General features: G+C 42.2%; 26 protein-coding genes and 1 pseudogene. 16 read left to right on the forward strand and 11 right to left on the reverse strand.

Annotation, left to right across the window (positions count from 1 at the left end):
* Positions 1–180: 180 nt before the first annotated feature.
* Together glyQ and V7K46_RS04125 are read left to right on the forward strand one after the other, a co-directional pair.
* On the forward strand, positions 181–1,080 hold the full coding sequence (gene glyQ, locus V7K46_RS04120) for a glycine--tRNA ligase subunit alpha (RefSeq protein ID WP_335111328.1): 900 nt from the start codon (positions 181–183) through the stop codon (positions 1,078–1,080).
* A 484-nt stretch (positions 1,081–1,564) separates the two neighbouring features.
* Positions 1,565–3,919, forward strand: a complete 2,355-nt coding sequence (locus V7K46_RS04125) for a ComEC/Rec2 family competence protein (RefSeq protein WP_335111330.1) — start codon at positions 1,565–1,567, stop codon at positions 3,917–3,919.
* Between the two features lie 724 nt (positions 3,920–4,643).
* Here the strand turns inward: V7K46_RS04125 and V7K46_RS04130 are convergent.
* Positions 4,644–4,790, reverse strand: coding sequence for a hypothetical protein (locus tag V7K46_RS04130; RefSeq protein ID WP_335111332.1), 147 nt, complete (start codon positions 4,788–4,790; stop codon positions 4,644–4,646).
* A 242-nt stretch (positions 4,791–5,032) separates the two neighbouring features.
* Here V7K46_RS04130 and rpsO point away from each other — a divergent pair, with 242 nt between their 5' ends.
* The 3 genes from rpsO to aroF all read left to right on the forward strand — a co-directional run bounded on the left by rpsO (position 5,033) and on the right by aroF (position 7,131).
* A complete protein-coding gene (gene rpsO, locus V7K46_RS04135; RefSeq protein WP_041565894.1) occupies positions 5,033–5,302 on the forward strand; it encodes a 30S ribosomal protein S15 in 270 nt (89 codons plus the stop codon).
* Between the two features lie 12 nt (positions 5,303–5,314).
* Positions 5,315–5,785, forward strand: coding sequence for a PAM68 family protein (locus V7K46_RS04140; RefSeq protein WP_335111334.1), 471 nt, complete (start codon positions 5,315–5,317; stop codon positions 5,783–5,785).
* 287 nt (positions 5,786–6,072) lie between these two features.
* Complete coding sequence (gene aroF, locus V7K46_RS04145; RefSeq protein ID WP_335111336.1) at positions 6,073–7,131, forward strand: 3-deoxy-7-phosphoheptulonate synthase; 1,059 nt, start codon at positions 6,073–6,075, stop codon at positions 7,129–7,131.
* Positions 7,132–7,260: 129 nt separating this feature from the next.
* Here the strand turns inward: aroF and V7K46_RS04150 are convergent, their stop codons facing one another.
* Positions 7,261–7,914 (reverse strand): hypothetical protein, encoded by a 654-nt coding sequence (locus tag V7K46_RS04150; RefSeq protein ID WP_335111338.1) that lies wholly within the window; start codon positions 7,912–7,914, stop codon positions 7,261–7,263.
* A 100-nt stretch (positions 7,915–8,014) separates the two neighbouring features.
* Here V7K46_RS04150 and V7K46_RS04155 point away from each other — a divergent pair, with 100 nt between their 5' ends.
* From V7K46_RS04155 to V7K46_RS04170, 4 genes and pseudogenes are all read left to right on the forward strand, one after another.
* Positions 8,015–8,353, forward strand: coding sequence for a hypothetical protein (locus tag V7K46_RS04155; RefSeq protein ID WP_335111340.1), 339 nt, complete (start codon positions 8,015–8,017; stop codon positions 8,351–8,353).
* Between the two features lie 211 nt (positions 8,354–8,564).
* The gene (locus V7K46_RS04160) at positions 8,565–9,893 is read left to right on the forward strand and encodes an FAD-binding oxidoreductase (protein WP_335111342.1); all 1,329 of its coding nucleotides are present in this window, start codon (positions 8,565–8,567) and stop codon (positions 9,891–9,893) included.
* Positions 9,894–9,949: 56 nt separating this feature from the next.
* Positions 9,950–11,305, forward strand: coding sequence for a (Fe-S)-binding protein (locus tag V7K46_RS04165; RefSeq protein ID WP_335111344.1), 1,356 nt, complete (start codon positions 9,950–9,952; stop codon positions 11,303–11,305).
* A gap of 290 nt (positions 11,306–11,595) precedes the next feature.
* A pseudogene (locus V7K46_RS04170) lies at positions 11,596–12,012 on the forward strand (ATP-binding protein); the annotation flags it as partial.
* A 171-nt stretch (positions 12,013–12,183) separates the two neighbouring features.
* On the opposite strand, the gene V7K46_RS04175 reads toward V7K46_RS04170, so the two are convergent.
* Positions 12,184–12,432 (reverse strand): hypothetical protein, encoded by a 249-nt coding sequence (locus tag V7K46_RS04175; protein ID WP_335111346.1) that lies wholly within the window; start codon positions 12,430–12,432, stop codon positions 12,184–12,186.
* A 104-nt stretch (positions 12,433–12,536) separates the two neighbouring features.
* On the opposite strand from V7K46_RS04175, the gene V7K46_RS04180 reads away from it, so the two are divergent.
* Both V7K46_RS04180 and V7K46_RS04185 read left to right on the forward strand, forming a co-directional pair.
* Complete coding sequence (locus V7K46_RS04180; RefSeq protein WP_335111348.1) at positions 12,537–12,755, forward strand: hypothetical protein; 219 nt, start codon at positions 12,537–12,539, stop codon at positions 12,753–12,755.
* A gap of 288 nt (positions 12,756–13,043) precedes the next feature.
* Positions 13,044–13,220, forward strand: coding sequence for a hypothetical protein (locus V7K46_RS04185; protein WP_335111350.1), 177 nt, complete (start codon positions 13,044–13,046; stop codon positions 13,218–13,220).
* Here V7K46_RS04185 and V7K46_RS04190 read toward each other — a convergent pair.
* The 7 genes from V7K46_RS04190 to V7K46_RS04220 form a co-directional block, all read right to left on the reverse strand.
* Positions 13,210–14,217 carry a phycobilisome rod-core linker polypeptide gene (locus V7K46_RS04190; protein WP_335111352.1) on the reverse strand — a complete coding sequence of 336 codons (1,008 nt, stop codon included), beginning with the start codon at positions 14,215–14,217 and terminating at the stop codon, positions 13,210–13,212. The genes V7K46_RS04185 and V7K46_RS04190 overlap by 11 nt on opposite strands.
* A gap of 458 nt (positions 14,218–14,675) precedes the next feature.
* Positions 14,676–15,014 carry a CpeR family transcriptional regulator gene (locus V7K46_RS04195; protein ID WP_335111354.1) on the reverse strand — a complete coding sequence of 113 codons (339 nt, stop codon included), beginning with the start codon at positions 15,012–15,014 and terminating at the stop codon, positions 14,676–14,678.
* Entirely contained in the window at positions 15,008–15,637 is a 630-nt protein-coding gene (locus tag V7K46_RS04200) for a chromophore lyase CpcT/CpeT (RefSeq protein ID WP_335111356.1), read from the reverse strand. Before V7K46_RS04200 ends, V7K46_RS04195 begins: the two co-directional genes overlap by 7 nt.
* Positions 15,638–15,736: 99 nt before the next feature.
* A complete protein-coding gene (locus V7K46_RS04205; RefSeq protein ID WP_335111358.1) occupies positions 15,737–16,273 on the reverse strand; it encodes a phycobiliprotein lyase in 537 nt (178 codons plus the stop codon).
* Positions 16,274–16,456: 183 nt separating this feature from the next.
* A complete protein-coding gene (locus tag V7K46_RS04210; RefSeq protein WP_335111360.1) occupies positions 16,457–17,212 on the reverse strand; it encodes a phycobilisome rod-core linker polypeptide in 756 nt (251 codons plus the stop codon).
* Positions 17,213–17,522: 310 nt separating this feature from the next.
* Positions 17,523–17,648 (reverse strand): hypothetical protein, encoded by a 126-nt coding sequence (locus V7K46_RS04215; protein ID WP_335111556.1) that lies wholly within the window; start codon positions 17,646–17,648, stop codon positions 17,523–17,525.
* 515 nt (positions 17,649–18,163) lie between these two features.
* The gene (locus V7K46_RS04220; protein ID WP_335111362.1) at positions 18,164–18,736 is read right to left on the reverse strand and encodes a phycobilisome protein; all 573 of its coding nucleotides are present in this window, start codon (positions 18,734–18,736) and stop codon (positions 18,164–18,166) included.
* A 141-nt stretch (positions 18,737–18,877) separates the two neighbouring features.
* On the opposite strand from V7K46_RS04220, the gene V7K46_RS04225 reads away from it, so the two are divergent.
* Both V7K46_RS04225 and V7K46_RS04230 read left to right on the forward strand, forming a co-directional pair.
* Positions 18,878–19,540, forward strand: coding sequence for a HEAT repeat domain-containing protein (locus tag V7K46_RS04225; protein WP_335111364.1), 663 nt, complete (start codon positions 18,878–18,880; stop codon positions 19,538–19,540).
* Between the two features lie 139 nt (positions 19,541–19,679).
* Complete coding sequence (locus tag V7K46_RS04230; RefSeq protein WP_273764011.1) at positions 19,680–19,880, forward strand: hypothetical protein; 201 nt, start codon at positions 19,680–19,682, stop codon at positions 19,878–19,880.
* Between the two features lie 89 nt (positions 19,881–19,969).
* Here V7K46_RS04230 and V7K46_RS04235 read toward each other — a convergent pair whose 3' ends face one another.
* The gene (locus V7K46_RS04235) at positions 19,970–20,794 is read right to left on the reverse strand and encodes a pentapeptide repeat-containing protein (RefSeq protein ID WP_335111366.1); all 825 of its coding nucleotides are present in this window, start codon (positions 20,792–20,794) and stop codon (positions 19,970–19,972) included.
* Between the two features lie 179 nt (positions 20,795–20,973).
* Between V7K46_RS04235 and V7K46_RS04240 the strand changes: the two genes are divergently transcribed.
* From V7K46_RS04240 to V7K46_RS04250, 3 genes are all read left to right on the forward strand, one after another.
* Positions 20,974–21,549 (forward strand): phycobiliprotein lyase, encoded by a 576-nt coding sequence (locus V7K46_RS04240; protein ID WP_335111368.1) that lies wholly within the window; start codon positions 20,974–20,976, stop codon positions 21,547–21,549.
* 157 nt (positions 21,550–21,706) lie between these two features.
* On the forward strand, positions 21,707–22,441 hold the full coding sequence (locus V7K46_RS04245; RefSeq protein WP_335111370.1) for a 15,16-dihydrobiliverdin:ferredoxin oxidoreductase: 735 nt from the start codon (positions 21,707–21,709) through the stop codon (positions 22,439–22,441).
* 76 nt (positions 22,442–22,517) lie between these two features.
* Positions 22,518–23,264, forward strand: coding sequence for a phycoerythrobilin:ferredoxin oxidoreductase (locus tag V7K46_RS04250; RefSeq protein WP_335111372.1), 747 nt, complete (start codon positions 22,518–22,520; stop codon positions 23,262–23,264).
* The last annotated feature ends 11 nt before the right edge of the window (positions 23,265–23,275 follow it).

Raw genomic sequence — 23,275 nt, forward strand, 5'->3', positions numbered from 1 at the left:
AAGCGTCGCTTTTTCTCGCTTCGCTTCCGGCACTTATTCAATATAGCGAACCTCCTTCAACTTGTCAACTATTTATCCAAAAATATTTTGGGCCGTTTTTCAGTCCCCTGAAACTGCCCACAGTGCCGGGTTGTAGGCAACAATAGTTTATGCACTGTGCTGAGTAAGGAAGGGTGAAGCGTGAATTTTCAGTCGGTAATAGGTTTATTGCATGAGTTTTGGGGCGATCGCGGTTGCTTGATTGCCCAACCCTACGACATTGAGAAGGGGGCGGGTACTAAGAATCCCCAGACATTTTTAAGAGCATTGGGGCCGGAACCGTGGGCTGTTGCGTATGTTGAACCGTGTCGTCGCCCGACGGATGGGCGGTACGGCGAAAACCCCAATCGGTTCCAACAGTATTATCAGTACCAAGTTCTGATTAAGCCGTCGCCAGATAATATCCAGGAGATTTATCTTGATTCATTAAGGGTTTTAGGTATTCGTCCTGAAGACCACGATATTCGGTTTGTAGAGGATAATTGGGAAGATGCGACGGTGGGAGCTTGGGGCACTGGGTGGGAAGTATGGTTAGATGGGATGGAAATTACTCAATTTACCTACTTCCAACAGTGTGGGGGAATAGATTGCCGTCCTGTGTCGATTGAGATTACATACGGGTTAGAGCGATTGGTGATGTACCTCCAGGAAGTAGAGGCAATTACTAAGATTCATTGGACAGACAACATTACTTATGGTGATGTTTACCTCCAGGGAGAGATTGAACAGTGTGTTTACAACTTTGAAGCGTCAAATCCTGAGTTGCTACTGACACTATTTAATTTGTATGAGCAGGAAGCTACCCAATTGACGGAGCGAGGATTGGTCTTGCCTAGCTTAGATTATGTAATGAAGTGTTCGCACACGTTCAATCTGCTGGATGCTAGAGGTATGATTTCGGTGACGGAGAGAACTCGCTATATTGCCAGGATTCGCCATTTGGCTAGGAAGGTAGCTCATTTATATGTTGAGCAAAGGGAGAAGTTGGGTTTTCCGTTGCTCAAAGATACTGTGAGTTCAACAGGAAGCCCGACATCCTAAAGGGTGCGGCTACATAACTAAGTCCGCTAGGAGCAATTGCATATTCGGTCAGCGTAGCACTTTGTCTTCTGTTTCTCCACGCTGCGCTGGAGTTTAGGCTAGGTATATCTTTATGATGTCACTATTGCTAAAAGTCAGAAATACCGTTAAATCTTGAGTCTAGAACATTGAGGCTACAAGGATAAGGCCCGCCTATGCGGGCTTTGTTTGTATAAACTTGATGGACTATACTTCACCACAAGCATAAAAATTTTTCGCAGTTGCTGATTAAAGAGATGAAAAGCTCACGCAGAGAGAAGTTTGAGTGGCTTTCGCCGCTCAAAACTTCGGTAGGCGCTCCAGGCGCAGATAATAAGAGTTTGGAATATTTTATTTTTGAATTTCATAGCCAAATTCAGCAACACCGATTTTTCTCTATAGCTACCCTAGCTATTTTTAAGTTAGCTGCAAATTCGAGTTGTCAGATGCTTTTACAAAAAATCTTATGATTCAAACCAGTGGTGTAATTATTTGTCTTGGCTACATTTTTGGGTTGTTGTTTACAGCAATTCCTTGGGGTGGTGTGTGGATTTTGGTTTTGGGGATAGTGGGAGCAATTTTTTTTAGAAGACGCGCCATTTCACGGCAACTTGCTCAGAAATCAGAAAATGCTGGAAGCAAAAATAAGGCAGTGCCTAACAGTTGGCAAACTAGTCCCCATCCTCGAATATGGCTAGCTGCTGGCTTAGTGGGATTATTGGCAACTCTATATTTTCAATGGCGAGTGCCGCAACCAGGTGCAAAAGATATTAGTCAGTTCGTCCCGTCTGGAAACAGCAGTAATCAAGAACAACTTGTGATTGTTCGTGGCGAAGTAGCGAGTAATCCACGCTTGACTCGCAGTCAGCGAGGACAATTTTGGCTGGAAGCAACTCAGTTAGATGAAGTCAAAAATGAAAAAGGTTCAGCAGGTGTGCCAAAAGGGGTTACGGGTAAATTGTATGTGACGGTGCCTATACTTCAAGCTACTGGGTTATACCCTAGTCAACAAATTGCTGTGACTGGGATTTTGTACAAACCAAAGGCGGCTTCCAATCCTGGTGGTTTCGATTTTCAGAAGTTTCTCAAGCAAGAAGGAACCTTTGCTGGTTTGATTGGAAGACAAATAAATGTTTTGGATCAGGAACGTAAATGGGGATGGTGGCAAATTCGGGAGCGAATTGTGCGATCGCAAGTTCGTTGGTTAGGTATCCCGGAAGGGCCTCTTGTGAGTGCAATGGTTTTAGGTAGCAAAGCTGTAGATTTACCCTACGATATCCGCGACTTGTTTGTACAAGCAGGATTAGCTCATGCTTTAGCAGCCTCCGGGTTCCAAACTTCCTTGATTTTGAGTGTGATATTACAGTTAACTAAGCGGACAAAAAAAGCAACACAATTTACCCTTGGCTTTTTGGCTTTAATCATTTTTCTGAGTTTAACAGGTTTTCAACCTGCGGTACTCAGAGCCGTAATTATGGGTTTTGCGGCATTAATTGGTCTGCTATTAAAAAGAAAGGTAAAACAGTTGGGATCATTACTATTAGCAGCAACTCTGTTATTAGTGTTTAATCCTCTATGGATTTGGGATTTAGGCTTTCAATTGAGTTTTTTAGCAACACTAGGATTAGTCGTAACAGTACCTGCATTAGTCAACCGTCTAGCATGGCTACCACCTGCGAGCGCTGTTTTGATTGCCGTTCCCCTAGCTGCAACTCTTTGGACTTTACCTATACAACTTTTTGTATTTGGAGTTGTACCATCTTATAGTTTGTTACTGAATGTAGTTAGTACTCCATTAATTTCGATCATTAGTATAGGTGGAATCATCAGTGCCTTAGTAGCTTTAATTTGGATTGAGGCAGGAAGCTTCCTGGCTGGGGTGTTGCATTATCCTACTGATTGGCTAATTAAACTAGTGGAATTTTTTAGCAAGTTGCCAGGAAATTCTGTTGCTGTAGGCAGCATATCTACTTGGCAGCTTCTAACAATTTATGTACTGATTATACTGGTTTGGTTAGTCCCTTGGTGGCAGCGGCGGTGGTGGTTTGCTAATGTGATTGCGATTGCTTTAGTATTTATCCCCCTTTGGCATTTTACAAATACATTATTTCGGATAACGGTATTAGAATCTGGTACAGAACCAATTATAGTTGTTCAAGATAGAGGTACTGTAACTGTAATTAATAGTGGCGATGAAGGGACTGGACGTTTCACAATTATACCGTTTTTACAACAACAGGGTGTAAATCAAATCAATTGGGCGATCGCAACTGATTTTCAAGGCAATGAAAGTAATGCTTGGTTGGAATTACTACAACGTTTACCAATCAAAAATTTTTATGAATATTCCCCGAAGCCAGAAAATTTTCTTGCAACTCAGGCAATTCAACAAGGATTACAAAAATATCAGGGAGCTTACCAACCGCTGGCAGTTGGTCAAACTGTGGAAGCTGGTTCAATAGTGGCACAATTAATCAACGAGCAATTACCCATATTACGATTGCAAATTTTAGATCAGAATTGGTTATTAGTAGGTAATATCAAGTCTAAAGAAATACAAAAACTAGTTAAAAATGGAAGTTTCCCTCATCCACAAGTGCTGTGGTGTGCCCCTCAGTCATTAAAAGATTTAGTTATTGCTCTGAAACCAGAAGTAGCGATCGCTACTTCTGGTAACTTTGATATAAAAGCTTTATCTGAACTTAACCAAACCCAAACTAAACTATTTTTTACAGGACGAGATGGGGCTATTCAATGGACACCTAATGGTCAGTTTGAGGGATTTATTGAAGCGACAGAAAATAAGTCTTCTATCTTATAAAAAATTCACAGTTAAGTAAATTTAAAAGGACAATATTTATTTTTAAGTAAGACTAACTAAAAATAGATTTATGGTCATTTGCAAGGAAGTAAAATCTCGAAATGTCTCAGGAAGCGAGGAAATTTTTATTATACCTGGTGACACGACCATTTACAGGAAGATATATTTAAAAAAGGCAAATGGGAAGTTTAATTGAATTTACGTTGTTTGCTCCTCGTAACAAAGGAGCAGTTTTAATTGGGTCTTTTTGTGAGTGGAAATAAATCCCAGTTTTCTAATATTGCTGAACATATTCCCGATCTAAAAACTGTAGTCAAGCCAGATGGTTCATTAAATGGTTGTTGGCATGACAGTTTTCGATACTTTATATTTGTGGAGAAACATTTGAAATAGAACAACTAAAGCAAATTTTAGACCCCAAGCAGCAGGGTTATGCGATCGCTACCAATGTGATAAATTATTTGGCAACCCAAGATCGCGAACGTCTATTAGGAGAATTAGGCGATCGCTAATCGGCAGTATCCAAACATCGAAATTCTGTAGTTTGGCACTTCTGAGTGTAGAAAATGGAATATTCCATACAATAACTCCGTTAAAGAGTCTTTTATACTCGTTGGCTAGTCTTTGAACTGCGTTAACAAGTCTTTTAGACTCGTTGGCGAGTCTTATTAATTGCTGATTGGAAATATTCTCCGCATTATTGCGGTTTGGATAGAGAATAGGATCATTTTAATAGAATTAATTGCAAAGGGTGCGTTCGCTCTCCTGCTGACTCTGCTTGCAACACTCGTTGGTAAAAACTTAGTAATGTTCCGGCTCGGTGTTTGTTAAAAGGTAGGCGATCGCTTCTTATATCAACTCTTGTAATCACGCCCATAAATTCCTGTGAAAATCGCAATAGTAGGATTGCCCCAGGTATTGCATTGTGAAGCGATCGCATCTGCAAATACAATTAGTTACAGATTATACTCACCGCCTCGACTATCATCTGACTTACTTAGTATTTTACAGTGCAAGGCGTAGCAGCAAAGATGATTCTACATCCAGCTTGAGGGCTGTGATATTATGGGAGACTGCTACATACATTTAGAAAAATTAGAAATTGAATCGATCATGGCTCTGACGCAACTGCGGAAACAAGAAATAATTTCCAATTACCAAGTTCACGAAACCGACACTGGTTCGGCCGATGTCCAAGTTGCCATGCTAACTGAGCGCATCAACCGCCTCAGCGAACATCTCCAGGCAAATAAAAAAGACCATTCTTCCCGGCGGGGACTATTGAAGCTAATTGGTCAGCGCAAGCGTCTTCTAGCTTATATATCGCAGGAAAGCCGGGAAAAGTATCAAGCTTTGATTGCTCGCCTCGGTATTCGTGGATAGGGACTACCGCTTATGTCTGCTGAAGAATCTGAACGCAGCCGCTTGCCCTTTGAACCAAACAAAAAGCGCCAAAAACCCGCAAAAACTCAAAGTAAATCGGCAGTGCAGCCAGAGGAATCTGGCAAACAAGCTGATAAAAAACAGTCTTACACCAAACAAGAGATGGCTATTCCCCAAATAGTCAGCCAGCGGATGATCCGCCGGGTAGCTGCGTTCTGTGGTGTACCAACAGCTTTGGGCATTACCACCTTGGTTGTCAGCTATCTGCTTGCTATCTACTCCCACATCCAACTAGCTCCCATCGCCGTGTTATTGGTAAATATGGGATTATTTGGTTTGGGAGTCTTAGGGATAACTTATGGCGTTCTCTCTGCCTCTTGGGATGAAGAAAGAGTCGGAAGTCTGCTAGGTTTGGGTGAGTTCAACACCAATTGGGGACGAATGGTGGCAGCTTGGCGCGAAACTCGGCAAAAAAACTCATAATGAACGACGCTCAGGGATTAAATAACTACGGTATCGGGTAAATAAAAAAGTGAATGTTGAAGTTGAAATTTATAACTTCAACATTACTAATTAAAATTATATAATAATTTTTATACTCAATATTCAGTTGTTTAACAGTAAAATCACTGACTGAGCGTCAACCTACTGAATGAGCGGTATATTTTGTAAATAAATTTTCTTTTTAACTATTCGTAATTAGCCCAATAGGCAACAATAAAGTTAGTCCATTTACAGAAAAATTTACTCAATTAATTAGGAAGTTTTACATGATTATAGTAATGAAAAGTGGTTCCCCAGAGGCGGAAATAAACCGCATTGATCAGGAACTAACTAGCTGGGGGCTAACTCCAGAAAAAATTGTTGGTCAACACAAAGTAGTTATTGGTTTAGTAGGTGAAACCGCCAACTTAGATCCACTACAAATTCAAGAAGTTAGCCCTTGGATTGAGCAGGTGTTGCGAGTAGAGCAGCCTTACAAACGAGCAAGTCGCCAGTACCGTCACGACGAAGCTTCAGAAGTGGTAGTCAATACTCCTAATGGAGCAGTGGTATTTGGTGAACACCACCCCTTGGTAGTCGTTGCCGGCCCCTGCTCCGTAGAAAATGAAGAAATGATTGTGGAGACAGCGCGGCGCGTCAAAACGGCTGGAGCCAAGTTTTTGCGCGGCGGGGCATACAAACCCCGGACTTCACCCTATGCCTTCCAAGGACATGGTGAGAGTGCTTTGGATTTGTTGGCGAAAGCGCGGGAAGTCAGTGGACTAGGTATTATTACAGAAGTGATGGATGCGGTTGATCTGGATAAAATTGTCGAAGTTGCTGATGTGATTCAGGTGGGAGCAAGAAATATGCAGAATTTCTCCTTGCTCAAAAAAGTGGGAGCGCAGCCGAAACCAGTTTTATTAAAGCGGGGAATGGCGGCTACTATTGAAGATTGGTTGATGGCAGCCGAGTATGTTTTGGCATCTGGCAATCCGAATGTAATCTTGTGTGAAAGGGGAATACGCACCTTTGACCGCCAGTATACGCGAAATACGCTGGATTTATCGGTAGTGCCAGTGTTGCGAAAGCTGACTCACCTGCCCATTATGATTGACCCCAGTCACGGCGTAGGTTGGTCTGAGTTTGTGCCTTCAATGGCAATGGCTGCGATCGCAGCTGGCACCGATTCCCTGATGATAGAGGTTCACCCCAACCCTGCCAAAGCCTTATCTGATGGGCCCCAATCTCTGACACCAGACCGTTTCGATAACTTGATGCAAGAATTATCAGTGATTGGTAAGGCGGTGGGACGCTGGCAGCAACCAGCAGTGGTTCTGGCTTAAAATTTTGAAAATGCTAACTAGCTAGGTGTAAAGAAATTAAAGTTTATAGTTAGGATTTTAGTCTTGATAAACTTCAAGCGCTGCATTTTGCTAACTAAAGATTTGATCGCGGGCGATCGCTTAGGTTCGTTAAACACGCCGATCACGTTTTATGTCACCAACAACTTTTTCCAAAATCCAGTTCTCTAATTTATCTGGGTTTAATTGTTGCTGATGTCTAATCAACCGATTGGCAATTTCTTCATTGCCACTGATTAAATTAAGAAGTTCTTTGTACAATGGATTATTCTTGGATACTCCTTTTGGTTTACTAGGCTGCCTCTTCATTTTTTTGAGGTCTGGTAATGGTGTATCTGACGGTGGAGATAGAGTAACTTCTGTTTGTGTTTGTGGTGTTTTTGAACGTAGTTGTTCCTGTGGTTTTTTGAGCTTCAAGTCACTAATAACTTGTTTTAAAAGCCAGTTCTCAGATTTACCTGGGTACAATTGGCGCTGTTTTACCAGTAATTGATTAGCTGTATTTACGTTGTTGGTTAGAGCAATTAATTCACTATGCAGATATTTGTTGTTAATGTCTATTTCCTCCTGAGTTACTTTGAATTGCAAAGGTGGTGGCGATATTGATTGCTGAGGAACCTTAGCTTTTGGTTTTGATGTATCTATCCCATGTTCCTTAAGTAGGAATTCATACTCATTTATAGCTTGTCTGAAAAGCTCTACAGATTCTTGGTAGCCATTTACAGACTGTTTAAATAGTTCTGTGGATTTTCGGTACTGTTCCAAAGCTTTCCTCTGAAGCCAAATCTTGATAATGCATATAACCAGCAAGAGGAATGCAACAAATAAAGCAATTTGTAGTTGAAGGATGAGGGTAAGCTGCATAATGAATTTTGAGTTGGTGGTACAACTCTACAAATACGGGGAATCTCTAGGTGAAGACATCAGAAGAATCCCCGTATTTATTTCACGCTCATCTATGACAACAGTAATTTATCCTGAGCAAAAAGCACATGTGATTAATTGTGATGCTGAAGCGATCGCTAAAAAACTGGCAGCTGAATTTGTCAAAGAAGATTTAGAACGTGACCAGCAGCGGCGACCCGATGAAAAGGTGAAAAAATTCTCTGCTAATGCGTTATGGGGAATCACTGTACCCAAGGAATATGGAGGGGCGTTTGTTTGCAATGCCACCCTCACAAAAGTGATCAACCTGAGAGATTAAACTTCCAACTGCCGATAAAAAAGACCTAACCCCCGAAGCGGGAAGGGGGAAAATTCAATGCCTCTCTCCTTTTAGAAGAGAGGTTTGGAGAGAGGTCAAAATTGTACCTCACTGGGTCGAGAACCGCTATATTAATGGCAATGCGCTTTTTTAGTCAGGTTAGCCAGTAAATTAGATGTAGGGCGGAAAAAAATAATACTGAATCAAAGCGATGTCTAACGACAAGCCGCAAGGCGTCTACGCTTCTTATTTTGCATCTATCGTCGGCGAAGAAAATGCTGTTTGCCTTTGGGAAAACATCGAACTAGGTCAGCAAAAACGTATCCAACAGGCGATCGCTTCTGGAAATCCTCCCAGTTGTATCGTCTATCCCCGCAGCCAACAACAGCTAGCAGCAGTCATTGCCACAGCTCACAGTAACAATTGGCGCGTCCTCCCCTGCGGTAATAGTAGTAAACTCAACTGGGGTGGTTTAGCCAAGGGCATTGATGTTGTAGTCAGTACACAGCGGATCAACCAACTGATTGAACACGCTGTTGGTGATTTGACAATCACGGTAGAAGCTGGGATGAAATTCTCTGAACTCCAAGCACTTTTGGCAAAGTCGCGGCAATTTCTTGCCCTTGACCCCACAGCATCAGAGTTAGCAACCATTGGCGGTATTGTTGCTACAGGTGATACAGGTTCTCTGCGACAACGTTATGGTAGTGTGCGCGACCAGTTACTAGGTATTACCTTTGTCCGTGCTGATGGACAAGTCGCCAAAGCTGGGGGAAGAGTAGTTAAAAATGTTGCCGGATATGACTTGATGAAATTGCTTACTGGATCGTATGGCACATTAGGCTTTATTAGTCAACTAACTTTTCGCCTGTATCCGCTAGCTGAGGCATCGGGGACGGTGGTACTAACTGGTACGGCGGAGGCTGTATCCCAAGCAGCTGAAATCCTTCGAGGTTCAGCGTTAACACCAGTCCAAGCTGATTTGCTATCAACTAAATTGGTGTCCAGCTTAGATTTGGGTGAAGGACTGGGATTAATTGCTCGGTTTCAAAATATTAGTGAGAGTGTAAAGGAACAGTCAAACCGAGTTTTGGAAGTAGGGCAAAAGTTAGGGTTAGATGGGGCTATTTATGTAGATGGTGATGAGGCTAGTCTATGGCAGAGATTGCAAGAACGAATACATTATACTGCCACAGAATCTGTAATTACCTGCAAAATAGGAGTGTTACCTACTGCTGCTGTGGAGATTTTGACTCAGGTAGAGTTAGGTTTAATTCACATTGGTAGTGGTTTAGGTTTGTTACAATTAGAGGGTAAAAATCAGGTTTTGAAAGTGCGCGATGAGCTACTCTCCGCTGGAAGCGATCGCACTCAAGCTCATAGAGGTTTTTTAACAATTCTGGAAGCACCAGTGGCGGTTAAAGAACAAGTAGATGTTTGGGGCTATACGGGGAATGCTTTGTCGTTGATGCGCCAGATTAAAGAACAGTTTGATAGTAAGAATATTTTAAGTCCTGGTCGGTTTGTGGGTGGGATTTAAGAAACTAACCGCAGAGACGCTGAGGGCGCTGAGATAGAGAGGGGAGAAAAATAATTATGCAAGTTTCAGAAAATTCTGTTAATAATACGGCTAGTTTAAAGAATTTGAAGGGGTTTGATGAGAACCATCCGCCTGACCCAAAGTTGATTGATAGTTGTGTACATTGTGGGTTTTGTCTGTCAACTTGTCCCAGTTATCGGGTACTTGGGAAGGAGATGGATTCTCCTAGAGGACGCATCTATTTAATGGATGCAATTAATGAGGGTGAGATTGCTTTAAATACGGCAACTGTAGAACATTTTGATTCTTGTTTGGGATGTCTTGCTTGTGTGAGTACTTGTCCTTCTGGTGTGCAGTATGACAAGTTGATTTCTGCAACTCGTCACCAAGTTGAACGGAATTATCCCCGCAGTTTACCAGATCAATTTTTTCGTCAACTGATATTTTCTCTGTTTCCCTATCCCAACCTTTTACGGATTTTATTAGTTCCGTTGTTGGTTTATCAAAAGTTGGGTTTTGCTAAGTTCTTTCGCGCTACAGGTTTACTCAATAAAATATCGCCCCGTTTGGCAGCAATGGAATCTATTCTGCCAGAAATTACTCTCAAATCTTTTCAAGATAATTTGCCTACTGTCATCCGCGCCCAAGGTGAAAAGCGCTACCGAGTTGGGGTGATTTTAGGTTGCGTGCAACGGCTGTTTTTCTCCCCAGTGAACGAAGCAACGGTGCGCGTTTTAACAGCGAATGGTTGTGAAGTTGTGATTCCAAAATCTCAAGGTTGTTGTGCAGCGCTTCCCGAACACCAAGGACAAACAGAACAGGCGAAAGCTTTAGCAAGGCAGATGATTGATAGTTTTGCCAATACTGATGTAGATTTCGTAATTATTAATGCTGCTGGTTGCGGTCATACTTTAAAGGAATACGGTCACATTTTAGAAGATGACCCAGAATATCGGGAAAAGGCGAAGGATTTTGCGGCTAAGGTTAAAGATGCTCAAGAGTTTTTGGCAACTGTTGGGTTAACAGCGAAACTTTCGCCGTTGACTGATAAACCCTTGAATTTAGTCTATCAAGATGCTTGTCATTTATTGCATGGACAAAAAATTAGCGTGCAACCACGTCAGGTATTGCGGCAAATTCCAGGGGTGAAGTTGAAAGAACCAATAGACGCGGCTTTGTGTTGTGGCAGCGCTGGCGTTTATAATATGCTGCAACCGGAAGTTTCTGAAGAATTGGGTCGGCAAAAAGTGCAGAATTTATTGAATACTGGTGCTGAGTTAATTGCTTCTGCTAATCCGGGGTGTACTTTGCAGATTACAAAGCATTTGCAGTTGCAGGGTAAGAAGATTTCAGTTATTCACCCGATGGAGTTGTTGGATTATTCGATTCGGGGTGAAAAGTTGGAATTGTAAACTTAAGCTAAAACCTCGTTGAAACCTCGTTTCTAGCCTCTGGCTGGAAATGCTCATCATTGCGGCTCTGCCGCTAATAAACGAGGCGGAGCCTCTCATTAGGCATTCCCAGTCAGAGACTGTGAACGAGACAAACCTCTCCCTGCCTTAAACTAAAGTTCAAGTCTGTCCCTCTCCCTGGTTTTACGTAGTAAAACCAGGGAGAGGTCTTTAAAACCTCGTTTCTAGCCTCTGGCTGGAAATGCTCCTCATTGGGCTGTTGCAGCAAGTCAAGAGGCAGAGCCTCTTATGGTAAAAAAGGACTGGTCGTAATTATAGATAATCTCGACCGAGTGGATAATTCTTTGAAGCCTTCCGGTTATTACCAGCCAGAATATCTCTTTGTTGAACGCGGTGAACAGTTAAACCAGCTAAATTGTCATGTTGTTTATACAATTCCGTTAGTGTTGATTTTTTCCAACGCTTTAGGAAGGTTAACAAATCGCTTTGGCGTAGACCCCAAGGTTTTGCCAATGGTTCCTGTGCAACTACAGGATGGTTTGCAATTTTCACAGGGGATTACGCTGCTGCAACAGATGGTTATGGCGAGGGCTTTTCCTGATGTGAGTTGGGAACAAAGTCGGAATTTAATTACTGAGGTTTTTGATAGTCCTGATACTTTAGAGCGACTTTGCCGAGTTAGCGGCGGTCATTTGCGTAATTTGCTAAAGCGAAGGAATTTAGGTTATGAATCGGCTGTAGGGGCGTATTGTATCCAGTCCGTAGGGTGTGTTATGCCGTAGGCTAACGCACCTTAAATTATTGACGGTGCGTTGCGCCTGGCGACAACACACCCTACATTTAAATTTCTTAATATAGTTTGAAATATTTGCGCCAACTTAGTTATCAGGTATTTTGTGAAATAGTATAACGTTAACCATCTCAAGGATGACGGGAGCGATATCAAGGATGACGGGAGCGATATCAAGGATAACGGGAGCGATATCAAGGATGACGGGAGCGATATCAAGGATAACGGGAGCGATATCAAGGATAACGGGAGCGATATCAAGGATAACGGGAGCGACATCAGGGATGATGGGAGCGATATCAGGGATGACGGAAGCGATATCAGTCGTAATTTTCACAATTACAGCTTTTTAAAATTAGCAGAAATCATTCTTCTGCCCACTGCCCCTACTTGCATGATGTAATCATACAAACAGCTAGTATAAGGTAAATCATTTATGTTATGAGTAATCAGCAAGAGCCAGAAAATTTAGCCTTTGACAATGAGAGTTCATTGCAAACTCTGGTGCGAACAATTACCCTTTCTCAGGGAGAATTTTCGCTGATTTTGCTGCGCTGTAACTATGCTGCTTTACGTCAGCGCATGGTGCAACGCCTGCACCAATTATCTCCTCTATACATTCACAAAATTACTTTACGTGTATACACAAGTCTGAAATAGTTTACTCACCTGGTTTTTCGCGTCAGTTTTACCCCACCCTAACCCTCCCCGATGGATTGGGGAGGGAACTAGATTCCTGTTTCCCCCCAATCTTCGGGGGAATTAAGGGGGTAATTTGACTTGTGTATATACCGTAGGCCAAGGGGAGGGGAGCAAAAGCGCAGCTTTGGCGGGGTGGGGTAATACGGATATTATGATTACTCCAATGGACATGATATAAATGGTTAGCAAAAGGCCGGCGATTCTCCAGAGGAGACGCTACCCGATCGCACTTTCTCAAATCATCTCATGCGATCGCTGAAAAAGTTTCTCAATTTTGCCCAAGCGATCGCACTTTTGCAAATTCTCTCATGCGATGCCTACGGCGGTAAACTACGCTATATTTTTAACTTTTGCAAAAGTGGTGCGTTAGCCTTTGGCGTAACGCACCCTACAAAACTAGACAGTAAAAAAATTAGCCATTAAAAACGCGACTGCGCCACTTATTCAACCGGGCTTTTCCAATTGTGGCATACCGTCGAGCATCAGCAATTTGCTCTTGCAAACCTGCAATCTGTTTTGCTTGCGCGTCAGCTTGCTGTTGCAAAGATGTATATTCCTTAGTGCTGGTCACGGAACTGGAAGACTGCGAACTACTAGTAAATTGTGTTGCACCGATGCTAGCAAAGGGTTGTAAGTCTGCTAGTTGTTGTTGCAAAGTTGCAATCTGGCTTTCTTGCTCTTTAATCTTTTGCTGCAAGGCTTGTTCAGCTGCTGCCTGAGCTGCAATAAACGGATTAACTGGAGGAGCAGTTTCTGGCTTTCGCTTGAATACTTCAGCAAGTAAAGCACTAATATCCGTGGGTTTCTGCCTACCATAAGGAGTATTGGTAATTAGCGATCGCACCAGCTGAGGTTCATTATTCGTTACTAGGTTCTTGTCACTGCTAGAATTGCTCCGCACGAGTTGCAGCATATTGGTAAATTCCAATATCTTTTTGCCCGTTTGAGTTTTATAACCCCGGTAATATGGCACTATGTTATCCCCAAAGGCATCTAGATACTCGTCGCTATCAAGATAAGAATCAATATCCGCCTCAAAACCCTTCTCATCTAGAATGTTGCTGTGATGTTTCGTCTCGGAGTAGTCATCGGGAGCGCGACCCAGCAGGTGTTTAAAGTTCAGTTCAATCGCCCGGTAGCGGTAAACTTTATCAAAAAATCTGGAGCGATACAACTCTGATTTGGCAACCTGACGCACAAACTCACGGACATCGATTATACCTTGCTTGAGTTGGGATTCGGGAACGATGAGCCGCTCACTTTCCATAATGTAGGCATTACCCAACACTTGCCGATAAACTGCCCGAATTACAATTTCAATGTCTTCAACTGAAGCAGTAGTCCACAGTTCAAGGGGTTCTGTTTGGGGAAATGCTTGATATTGGCGGCGTCTGGTTTCTTCGTCTAAGAATATTTGCATACTTGGTTAGTGTGGGTAGGAGTGACTAATGGCTTTGAGGACGTTTGCTAAAAATCTATATTTTAAAGGTAATGGGAGCTAAGTATTTGTTAGTGGTTACGTGGTACAACTAATACCAATTCTTTATGGAACTGCACAAAACCAAGCTTGGTAAAACTTGGGGCTTGAGCAAATTGTTTTGGAGCAACCTCATAGGTAATCCATAGAAGCACTAACAAATTTTAATTCCCTTTACAGTCAGGATTAATTTATCAAGTTTTGGGGAGTGTTTTAGTTACATTTTCTAACAAACTTAGACGGCTAACTGTTAATAAGTAATAGCTAATCATAGTAACCAATTAGCAATTAAACATTAACAATTAGCCGTCAACCCCCTTAGGGAGTATTTAAAATTCAAAGCTTAATTTTGAATTGGAGTGTAGACACCTGTGAAAAAAATTTCCGCAGGATAGTAACTCTCAAACACGCTCATCAAATCTAGTGTAGAAACCACCGTATTTTATCCAGTATTGTTTCAAAGTATGATGAGGCGTATGTAAACTGGCTTTTGCCTGATATAAGATGACTTGGCGATGATCGCCCATCCAAATTTTATTAATCGGGTCAACGGATATTACTGTTCCTCCTAAAGAAGCTACACATTCAGAAAATCTCTCAATGGTCGTATATTCTAATGTCTCGAATATAAAAAAGTTACCCGAACAAATCAAGTGGCGACTGCGAATCCAGCAGCGCATTTTTTTTTCAGCTGGTGGAGGTAACATGTTGGTTTTAACAGACTCAAGCTGAATCAACATAATGCGCTCACCGCATGTAATTCATCAGCAAAACTTTCCCGTTTTTCAAATTGCAAAGGGCCAGCAGTTGATCCCCATATTTGCTCGTGGGTTTCAATATCCATACCTTTATCTAGACTTAACCAAGTACGCTCAGTTACTTCTACTTCGCTGACAAGATATGTCTGGCATCCATTGCGCTTAATTAGACATTGATTACCCGGTTCCACACTGCCTCGAAACATTTCACCTTTTCGCTGGAAAACCATTGAACAGTGATGACGCCGTTCGATGTTCTCTGGGGTGATGGTTTTGAGGATATCTAATTCACGAGCAGCACCTGCATAAAGCATAGGGTCTTTCAAGCTGTAATTTTCGATATAGATGCGATCGCCCCAATCCACTAATTTATGTACTCCCTGGCGATAGGGTGTCCATAAATCGTGGTCATATACTTGTTCTGAATAAAAACCGATTGCAGAAAAAAATTCAATCGGTAAAGGACGAAAAAAAATGCGAATGTGGGCGTAAAGTTGCGGATTTGCAAAAGATTGCTTGTAGTTGCTAAAATCTCCTGCCATCCAACAAGCTAAAGTGAGCAAATCGCTAGCGTTGCTGCTAGATTCACTGGGCGCTATCGTCACGTCGCTTTGCTCCGAATTCAAAATTCAAAATTCAAAATTAACAATGCCCATAAATAAATTTAGGAGCTTGTATCCTTTTATGTTTTAACCTGATTTTTGCTAATTGGTTGAACTTGACAAAGAGCGAATCTCTGAAGAAAAGGAAGCTGTTGTCACACCTTTACCATCACTGGTTTTAATCGTCGCTACCCGAAATCGGAGATTTGGGTTAGCAAACCAAATTCGCTCCTCAGCAGCAGCGAGGTCATACTCTGTCAGTAGGGTAAAAATACCATCTTCACTCAAGTGATATTTAGCCACTGCTGGGATTGTTTCGGCATATCCCTGATCCCGCAAAAGTTTGCCTCTAGAAGGATTTTCAACATTGGGAATTGGCACCAGCACAGTACTACCAGAGATTATTTTATCGTCCCAGTCTGACTCACCCTCCCAAGTCATCCGAAAGGGGTGGGTGATACTGGCGGGATCAATCTTATACAATTCACAGATTGCTACCACCGCCGGATCATTGAAGGATAGAGACTCAATGTCAATGGTAGACAGCACTTGTTCAAAGTGGGCGAATGCTAAATGATGACCGCTCCGCTGCGATCGCCATCGTCCAATTGAAAGTTCAAAGAATTCAGTAATTTCCATTAAAAAAGTGATTTTAAAAGTAGCTTACAATCCAAGAGATATCTTGGTTAAGTAGTTATTTTCTCAGTTTATATGCTAGCCTCCTTAACCACAACCGCCTGAAGGGGTTCTGAGTGCTGAGTTAGGAGTTATTCCCCCCAATCCTCAGCATCCAGCCCCTTTTTCATCTCTACTTAGACAAATCTAAGCAACTTCAGTGATACTGATGATTTTGCCGCCCGTTCTATGAATGTTTTGCACTTGCCCAGACAGTTGGTTGTAGTTAACTACATATTCGAGCTTGCCTAGACGGTTAGGAATCTTAGCTGCACCTTTGACTGCTTTAATCAAGAAGCGTTTGCTAGTGCTGCTTACACTATAACTAGCAACGGGAGCCTTGATGGATGTGGGTAGATTTGAACCGACATCGCTAATCAGTTTGGCTTTGCGATCGCTATCGCTGCTAGCTACTCCTCTTAATAAGGTAAATGTGCGAAAGGTAACATTTTTAATCCCTATTTGGGAGCTAGTGCTGCAAGGATAAGGAACAATATTCTCGCCAAAATTTTGCTGATACTCCTCGCTATCGATATAGGATTCGATTTCAGCATCGTAGCCCTGTTCGTTGTAGATGCGGACGTGTTCGGAAATTTCTGCCTGATCAGCTGGAGCACGTCCTAGCAAGTGTTTGAAGTTCAGTTCAATGAACCGATTTTGGGAAGAAGAATTGAAAAACAGCGATTGATAAAGTTCTGATTTTGCAACGCTGTTGACGAATTCGCGGACGCTGATATTGCGATCGCGCAATTGCGATTCTATAGTGGCTAGTCGCTCACTTTCCAACAAGTGAGCATTGCCCAAAACCTGTTTGTAAACGGCCCGAATCAGTATTTGTAATTCACTTTCGCTTGTGTTTGGACGCAGTTCAACCTTAGGTGAATCAATAGCCCAAAGTGACATTTAAGTATCTCCTTAAAAACGTGATTTAAATGAAATTTCCGAGCATCCTACCCCTTATAGAGGTGGAATTTCGCATCAGTTATCAGTTATTTTTGCTACTGACTAGCTTTTGTAAAACTTTAGTTTGTGAAAGTGTGTTAAATATCGTTCGTATATGACAACTGACGGCGCAATTGATCAAACTCCAGATCAGCGATCGCTTTAGCTAACTTTTGATGAATGATCAACACTGAGGATTAGTGACTGAAGACGTTCAATGAATCGATAGAAAGCAGTGGTTTCAAAAAACCGCACTCGGTAAATCTAAGATTTAGCAACGACTCGCACAAAGTTGCGAACGCTGATTTTCACCCCGTTTAAATTGTGATTCAGGAACGGCTTGCCGCTCACTGTCTATTAAAACGTTGCCTAGAACTTGCTTGTATACAGTTCTAATTACGGTTTTAACTTCCTCATTAGAGCGACTTCACTACAGATAAATAGGAGCGACATCTTCAAACAGAGCGACCCCTAATCGTGATGCTGGTTCAAAAGCGATTCAAACTATCTCCCAGTTAACAACTAAATTTTATTTATCAGAAGGATATTCAGCAGATGTTAAAAAAGTTTACATCGTTGTAATCAAGGAGAGTCGATAGAGACTTTAAATCCTTATTACTTTTGATGATTTAAGTTTTAACATCATTGTGCCCTTACACATTCTGATACGATGTTGAAGCCATATTTATTAAAATTTGTTAAGTTAAATAATAGGAACCTTTGAGAAATTTTAGCTTTTTTTTAGTATCTGATTGGCTGGCGTACAGGTGATGGTATTGTAGTAATCTTCTGACTGGGAGTATTAATAGTGCTGAGTCATTAGTTCATTCGTTGCATCCGCATAATTTGCAAAGGCTTGGTTTGAGGCAGCACCAAACTGCGAGCTGGCTCAGAACTTTTTACTTAGGACTACTAAATTTGGAAAGTAGCCAGTTGGGTAATTAAATGATCAAAATAGGGAGCAATTTCTTGCTGATTGGCTTGACACCGCTTTAAACTAGCAACTTTAATACTTTTTAAGCCTAATACCATTGCATCTTTTGGAACTTGTAATTCCTGATAGAGCAAATTCATATAGTGCAATCCTGTAGGACTGGTATACTCAGTGTGACCGCCTGCTATGCCATAGGTAATACAGCGAAGAAAATGCCAAAAATCTCGCCAGCAAGCTTGGGCGCGTTCCGGCGGATAAAGACCTCCTCCAGGCTGGATAACTTCGGGATAAGTCGTCAAAACCTGCTCTCTAGCTTCATCAACAATTTCGGCGGCGCGATCGCGTAACAACACAGCAACAGGAATCAAGGCCGAATTATCAGGTGACAAGGTTTTAATCTGCAAGAAATCTTCGTCGCTCAGATACCGAAAAGCATCGTCCGCAGCTTGGAATATAATAATCGCTGCTTTTGGATGGGATTCCCACTCAGCAAAGCTGATAATTCTAGCTTTGGCTATTAATTCTTTAACGGTTTCGCTTAATTGAGTCATTCGTGGGGAGTGGGGAGTGGGGAGTGGGGGACAAGGAGAATAACCTATCTCCCATACCCTTGATTTAATCTTGTGATCATGCGATCGCCATTTGGTGACATCTGTAAAATAAAGTAAAGAATAGCTCTACCAAATGCACCTATGGAAATCGATAAAATTCAAGCTGAACTGAAGAACCCAGATTTTCATTATCGTCTGAAGGCGATCGCTGCCCTGAATAATTATGAATCAGAAGTTGCTGTTCCTCTGTTAACCAGTAAACTTCATGACTCAGAATTTTTGGTGCGTACTTTTGTGGCAAGGGGTTTGGGTAATCAACAATCAGCGGAATCTTTTGCTGCTTTGATGCAAATTATGAAATTCGACGATACCCCCAATGTGCGAGCTGAGGCGGCAAATTCTTTATCACTATTTGGCAGAATCGCAGTTTCTCATCTAGTTATGGCATTTTATCAGGATGACCACTGGCTAGTTAAGCGGAGCATTTTGGCGGCGATCGCCGAAATGGATTGCCCTGAAGAACTATTTGATATCTGCGTTCAGGGTTTAAAAGATGAAGATTTCACAGTTCAGGAATCCTCTGTTGATGGACTCGGCTTACTAGCTGATTCTAGCCAACAGACTGCGGCATTATCCCAAATACTAACGTTGGTGAATGATCAATCTTGGCGGATGCGCGTGCGAGTTTGTTATGCCCTGAAACGATTTGACCAGCCACAAGCAAAAGCAACCCTGAACCAACTCAGACAGGATGAGGATCACCGAGTTGTCGGAGCTGCTTTAGAAGACTTGTTGCCACACTAGCAATATAGTTTTGTTCGCAATCTGGTCAGAAAACTTAATAGTAAATATCTTGATTATACCTTAAATTTGCCCAAAATATCCGGTTAATCTGCCAAAATCTGGAATAAAAAATTAACTTTTTCGAGATGAGGAGACATTTGTGACTGATATCCCAACTGGTCAAATGACTTGGCGATTACCAGGTTCCTCAGAATCTGCCTTACATTTGCGGCATAATGCTTCAGAACCTTGGCGATCGTATAAAGAATTTCCACAATATGTTCTACCTGATCCGCCCGGTTTTTCCGAAGGATATGCTACATTTTTAGCGCTCCTGAAAAAGAACTGGCAGCCGTTGTAAACTCCCTATAGAACAACTGGTCAAACAATTTTGGATTTATTTTGCTCACAAGGAGCGCGGCTTGCACCTAAAATCTAAAATTGGCACAGTCAAGCATTCAAACTCTCACGAGTTGTTGTGCGGGTGTAAGCGTTCCAAGCGTCGAGTTCTGAATGTGGACGGCTGCAAAGCATGGCTTTAGTTGCTTCTGTGAGTCCTTGGACAAGAGTAAAATCTGCTCCAGCGATACTTTGAAGATGCTCCATCTCTGCATCACTGAGGTCAGTTGCTCGCAGGTCTGTATCCTGCAAATTAGCTCCAGTCAATCGAGCATTCCGCAAGCAAGCCCCTGTTAAATAAGCTTTCGTCAGGTCAGCGCCACTTAAAGCTGCACCTTGCAAATTAGCTCCTGTCAAGTCAGCACCACTCAGGTAGGCTCCACGCAGATTAGCGCCTTGTAAATCTGCGTTTCGTAAAGAAGCTGTATTCAGAAAAGCACCATTAAGATTAGCACCTGGCCCCACCGCTCCAGAAGCTTTGTAGTTATATTCTTGGGGCCATTTCGTTTGTGTATCATAACGCGCTACTTGGAGTTTGGCTCCCTCCAAATTTGCGCCACTAAGATTCGCTTGCTGGAGATCAGCACGGTTTAAATAGGCTCCCTGCAAATTAGCTCTACTCAAATCGGCTCCTCGCAGATTAGCGCCTCGCAAATCTGCCCCACTCAGATTTGCATCACTCAAGATTACCTCACCCAGATCAGCTCCTAATAGCTTGGCTTTACTCAAGTTAGCTTGTTGTAAATCGACTTCCTTTAAATTGAATTGGTACAAATCTACCCCATCTAGAGCGATTCCAGCTTTCAGGGCTGTTAAGATTTCAGGAGTTGGACTGGGGCGTTCGCTAGTAATAAGTTGAATTTCACTATTTGTCATCAGCTGATTAAAATATGACTTTTGGAGTTATTCTACACTTTAGCTATATCGGGACTTCATCTTCTCACTCAGTATTCAGTAACGCCAAAATTTGATTCCTAGTTCCTCACTGGAGCAATGGAAACGTCTCCGGCTTTGCTCAAAACTCCTAACTTTTAAAAAACGAGGTTTCAAAACACATGCATTTAATACCACCCTTGACTATGATCGACTTCTTCCGTAAAAGTGAGGGAACATGGTTTACGGAACGCTCCGTTCATCATTTTGACTCGGCGGCGGATGAGTCGGGGGAATCAAATTTGATTATTAAAGTCATGAAAAAGGATGATCCTAAAGTCCAAGAAGTCTGTACAGCCCAAGGGATAGACCCTACTAAAGCTACAAGCGGTGCTAGCTTTGCATGGCAGGCTAACCTAGACACCAGGCTACCTAATATCGATAATGCCGCCATTTTAGTTGATGTACCCGACGAAACGAGGCGGTCTGGAAAACTGATCCGCAACCAAGGCTATGTCGAGAGTATTCCAGTTGTGAGTCGGTATCAGTTTGCTGATGATGGAGTCTTGACGATTGATACTGACTATGACAATAACCAAGGTCAAGAACGTTGTTGGTTTGTTACGGATGATTTTCGCGTCAGGGTGAGTACGGTGCGAATGATGAACGGAGTCAACTTGATGACTTATTGTTCTGAGCGTCGCTGTGTTTCCCAAGATGTCTTGGAAAAAATGATCAGTTGGAATCATGCTAGGTAGGGAGTAGGGAGTAGGGAATAGGGAATAGAAAAGAGTTTTTCAATGCCCAATGCCCAATCCCCAATGCCCATTAAGGAATGTTGCTTTGTTTCTCATAAATGAGACGTGCATGATTGCCATCACTTATTTTCATGCAAGGGTTAACAAATCATGCTCCATGTATAAGCCTTTCCTGGAATTTTTAGAAAAAGAGCTATTTCAGCGGTTTGATTTACAAAGTAGGGTTATTCCCCCTGGTTTGGAATTCAAAGTTAGCGATCGCGGCAGAAACCCAGCAACTATCCGCAGTAGGTGTCACCAATGTCAAGAGTTGCGGAAGATTCGCTATACCTACATTGATGCTGGGGAAAGCGCCCAAATTTTTAACAGCGTAATTTATCCTAGTCATCACTACGATCTACCTCTGTTAGGAATTGACTTTTTATCTTTTGGTAAAGTAAAAAACTTGATTGTGCTTGACTTTCAGCCTTTATTTCAGGATGAAGATTATCAAAAAAAATATATAGTTCCGTTAAAATCTCTCCATGATAAATATCCGGATTTGGCGCAAAATTTAGAAATGAAGTTTTACGATGCTAACCAGTATTTTTCTAAATATCTATTGTTTGCCAAAACAGATCCCCAAACTGTGGCAACACGAGTATTTGAAGCTTTTCAGGATTATTTAGACTTGTATTGGCAAATGCTAGCAGATGCCCAACCGCTCCAAGAAGAGGAAGATATCAAGCGGATTGTCAAAGCCCAAAAAGACTATGACCAATATAGTGCAGACCGCGATCCAGCATCTGGTTTGTTTAGCAGTTACTTTGGTCATGAATGGGCAGAGCGTTTTCTCCATGAATTCTTATTTGAAGATGCTGTTCCCCTAGCAGTTAGTGGCAGCAAAAGATGACCAAATGAAAATGGGCATTGGGGATTAAAAATGTTTGAATTTTGAATTTTGAATTTTGAATTCGGAGCGAAGCGACGTGACACTATATCAACCATTTCTCGATTATGCGATCGCCTACATGCGATCGCGCTTGGATTTACAACCTTATCCTATCCCCACTGGGTTTGAGTCTAAGAGCGCTGTTGTGGGCAAGGGAAAGAATCAGGAAGAGGTTGTCACCACCAGTTATGCTTTTCAAACGGTAAAATTGCGCCAAATTCGTGCAGCTCATGTACAAGGTGGTAATTCGCTGCAAGTGCTGAATTTTGTGATCTTCCCCCAACTCAACTACGATTTACCCTTTTTTGGAGCGGATCTGGTGACATTGCCAGGAGGACATTTAATTGCTTTGGATATGCAGCCCCTATTTCGCGATGATCCAGCATATCAGGCAAAATATACCGAACCAATTCTGCCGATTTTTCACGGCCATCAACAGCATCTATCTTGGGGAGGAGATTTTCCAGAAGAAGCACGGCCCTTTTTCTCTCCTGCTTTCCTGTGGACTCGTCCCCAAGAAACGGCTGTAGTAGAAACTCAGGTGTTTGCCGCTTTCAAAGACTATTTGAAAGCTTATCTGGATTTTGTAGAGCAGGCAGAAGCTGTAACAGATTCCCAAAATTTAGCAGCCATTGAGCAAGCCCAACTGCGATACCTGCGATATCGGGCTGAAAAAGACCCAGCACGAGGGATGTTCAAACGCTTCTATGGTGCCGAATGGACTGAGGAATATATCCACGGCTTCTTATTTGATTTAGAGAGAAAATTAACACCCATCAAATAGAGGCTCTTGTG

The organism is Nostoc sp. (assembly GCF_036917395.1).
Lineage (GTDB): Bacteria > Cyanobacteriota > Cyanobacteriia > Cyanobacteriales > Nostocaceae > Nostoc.

Excerpts from the sequence above, each read along its gene's own strand:
- V7K46_RS04125 (WP_335111330.1), top strand. The coding sequence starts at position 1,565 with ATGATTCAAACCAGTGGTGTAATTATTTGTCTTGGCTACATTTTTGGG.
- rpsO (WP_041565894.1), top strand. The coding sequence starts at position 5,033 with ATGGCTCTGACGCAACTGCGGAAACAAGAAATAATTTCCAATTACCAA.
- V7K46_RS04140 (WP_335111334.1), top strand. The coding sequence starts at position 5,315 with ATGTCTGCTGAAGAATCTGAACGCAGCCGCTTGCCCTTTGAACCAAAC.
- aroF (WP_335111336.1), top strand. The coding sequence starts at position 6,073 with ATGATTATAGTAATGAAAAGTGGTTCCCCAGAGGCGGAAATAAACCGC.
- V7K46_RS04155 (WP_335111340.1), top strand. The coding sequence starts at position 8,015 with ATGAATTTTGAGTTGGTGGTACAACTCTACAAATACGGGGAATCTCTA.
- V7K46_RS04160 (WP_335111342.1), top strand. The coding sequence starts at position 8,565 with ATGTCTAACGACAAGCCGCAAGGCGTCTACGCTTCTTATTTTGCATCT.
- V7K46_RS04165 (WP_335111344.1), top strand. The coding sequence starts at position 9,950 with ATGCAAGTTTCAGAAAATTCTGTTAATAATACGGCTAGTTTAAAGAAT.
- V7K46_RS04180 (WP_335111348.1), top strand. The coding sequence starts at position 12,537 with ATGAGTAATCAGCAAGAGCCAGAAAATTTAGCCTTTGACAATGAGAGT.
- V7K46_RS04185 (WP_335111350.1), top strand. The coding sequence starts at position 13,044 with ATGCGATCGCTGAAAAAGTTTCTCAATTTTGCCCAAGCGATCGCACTT.
- V7K46_RS04190 (WP_335111352.1), bottom strand. The coding sequence starts at position 14,217 with ATGCAAATATTCTTAGACGAAGAAACCAGACGCCGCCAATATCAAGCA.
- V7K46_RS04195 (WP_335111354.1), bottom strand. The coding sequence starts at position 15,014 with ATGTTGATTCAGCTTGAGTCTGTTAAAACCAACATGTTACCTCCACCA.
- V7K46_RS04205 (WP_335111358.1), bottom strand. The coding sequence starts at position 16,273 with ATGGAAATTACTGAATTCTTTGAACTTTCAATTGGACGATGGCGATCG.
- V7K46_RS04210 (WP_335111360.1), bottom strand. The coding sequence starts at position 17,212 with ATGTCACTTTGGGCTATTGATTCACCTAAGGTTGAACTGCGTCCAAAC.
- V7K46_RS04220 (WP_335111362.1), bottom strand. The coding sequence starts at position 18,736 with ATGACTCAATTAAGCGAAACCGTTAAAGAATTAATAGCCAAAGCTAGA.
- V7K46_RS04225 (WP_335111364.1), top strand. The coding sequence starts at position 18,878 with ATGGAAATCGATAAAATTCAAGCTGAACTGAAGAACCCAGATTTTCAT.
- V7K46_RS04235 (WP_335111366.1), bottom strand. The coding sequence starts at position 20,794 with ATGACAAATAGTGAAATTCAACTTATTACTAGCGAACGCCCCAGTCCA.
- V7K46_RS04240 (WP_335111368.1), top strand. The coding sequence starts at position 20,974 with ATGCATTTAATACCACCCTTGACTATGATCGACTTCTTCCGTAAAAGT.
- V7K46_RS04245 (WP_335111370.1), top strand. The coding sequence starts at position 21,707 with ATGTATAAGCCTTTCCTGGAATTTTTAGAAAAAGAGCTATTTCAGCGG.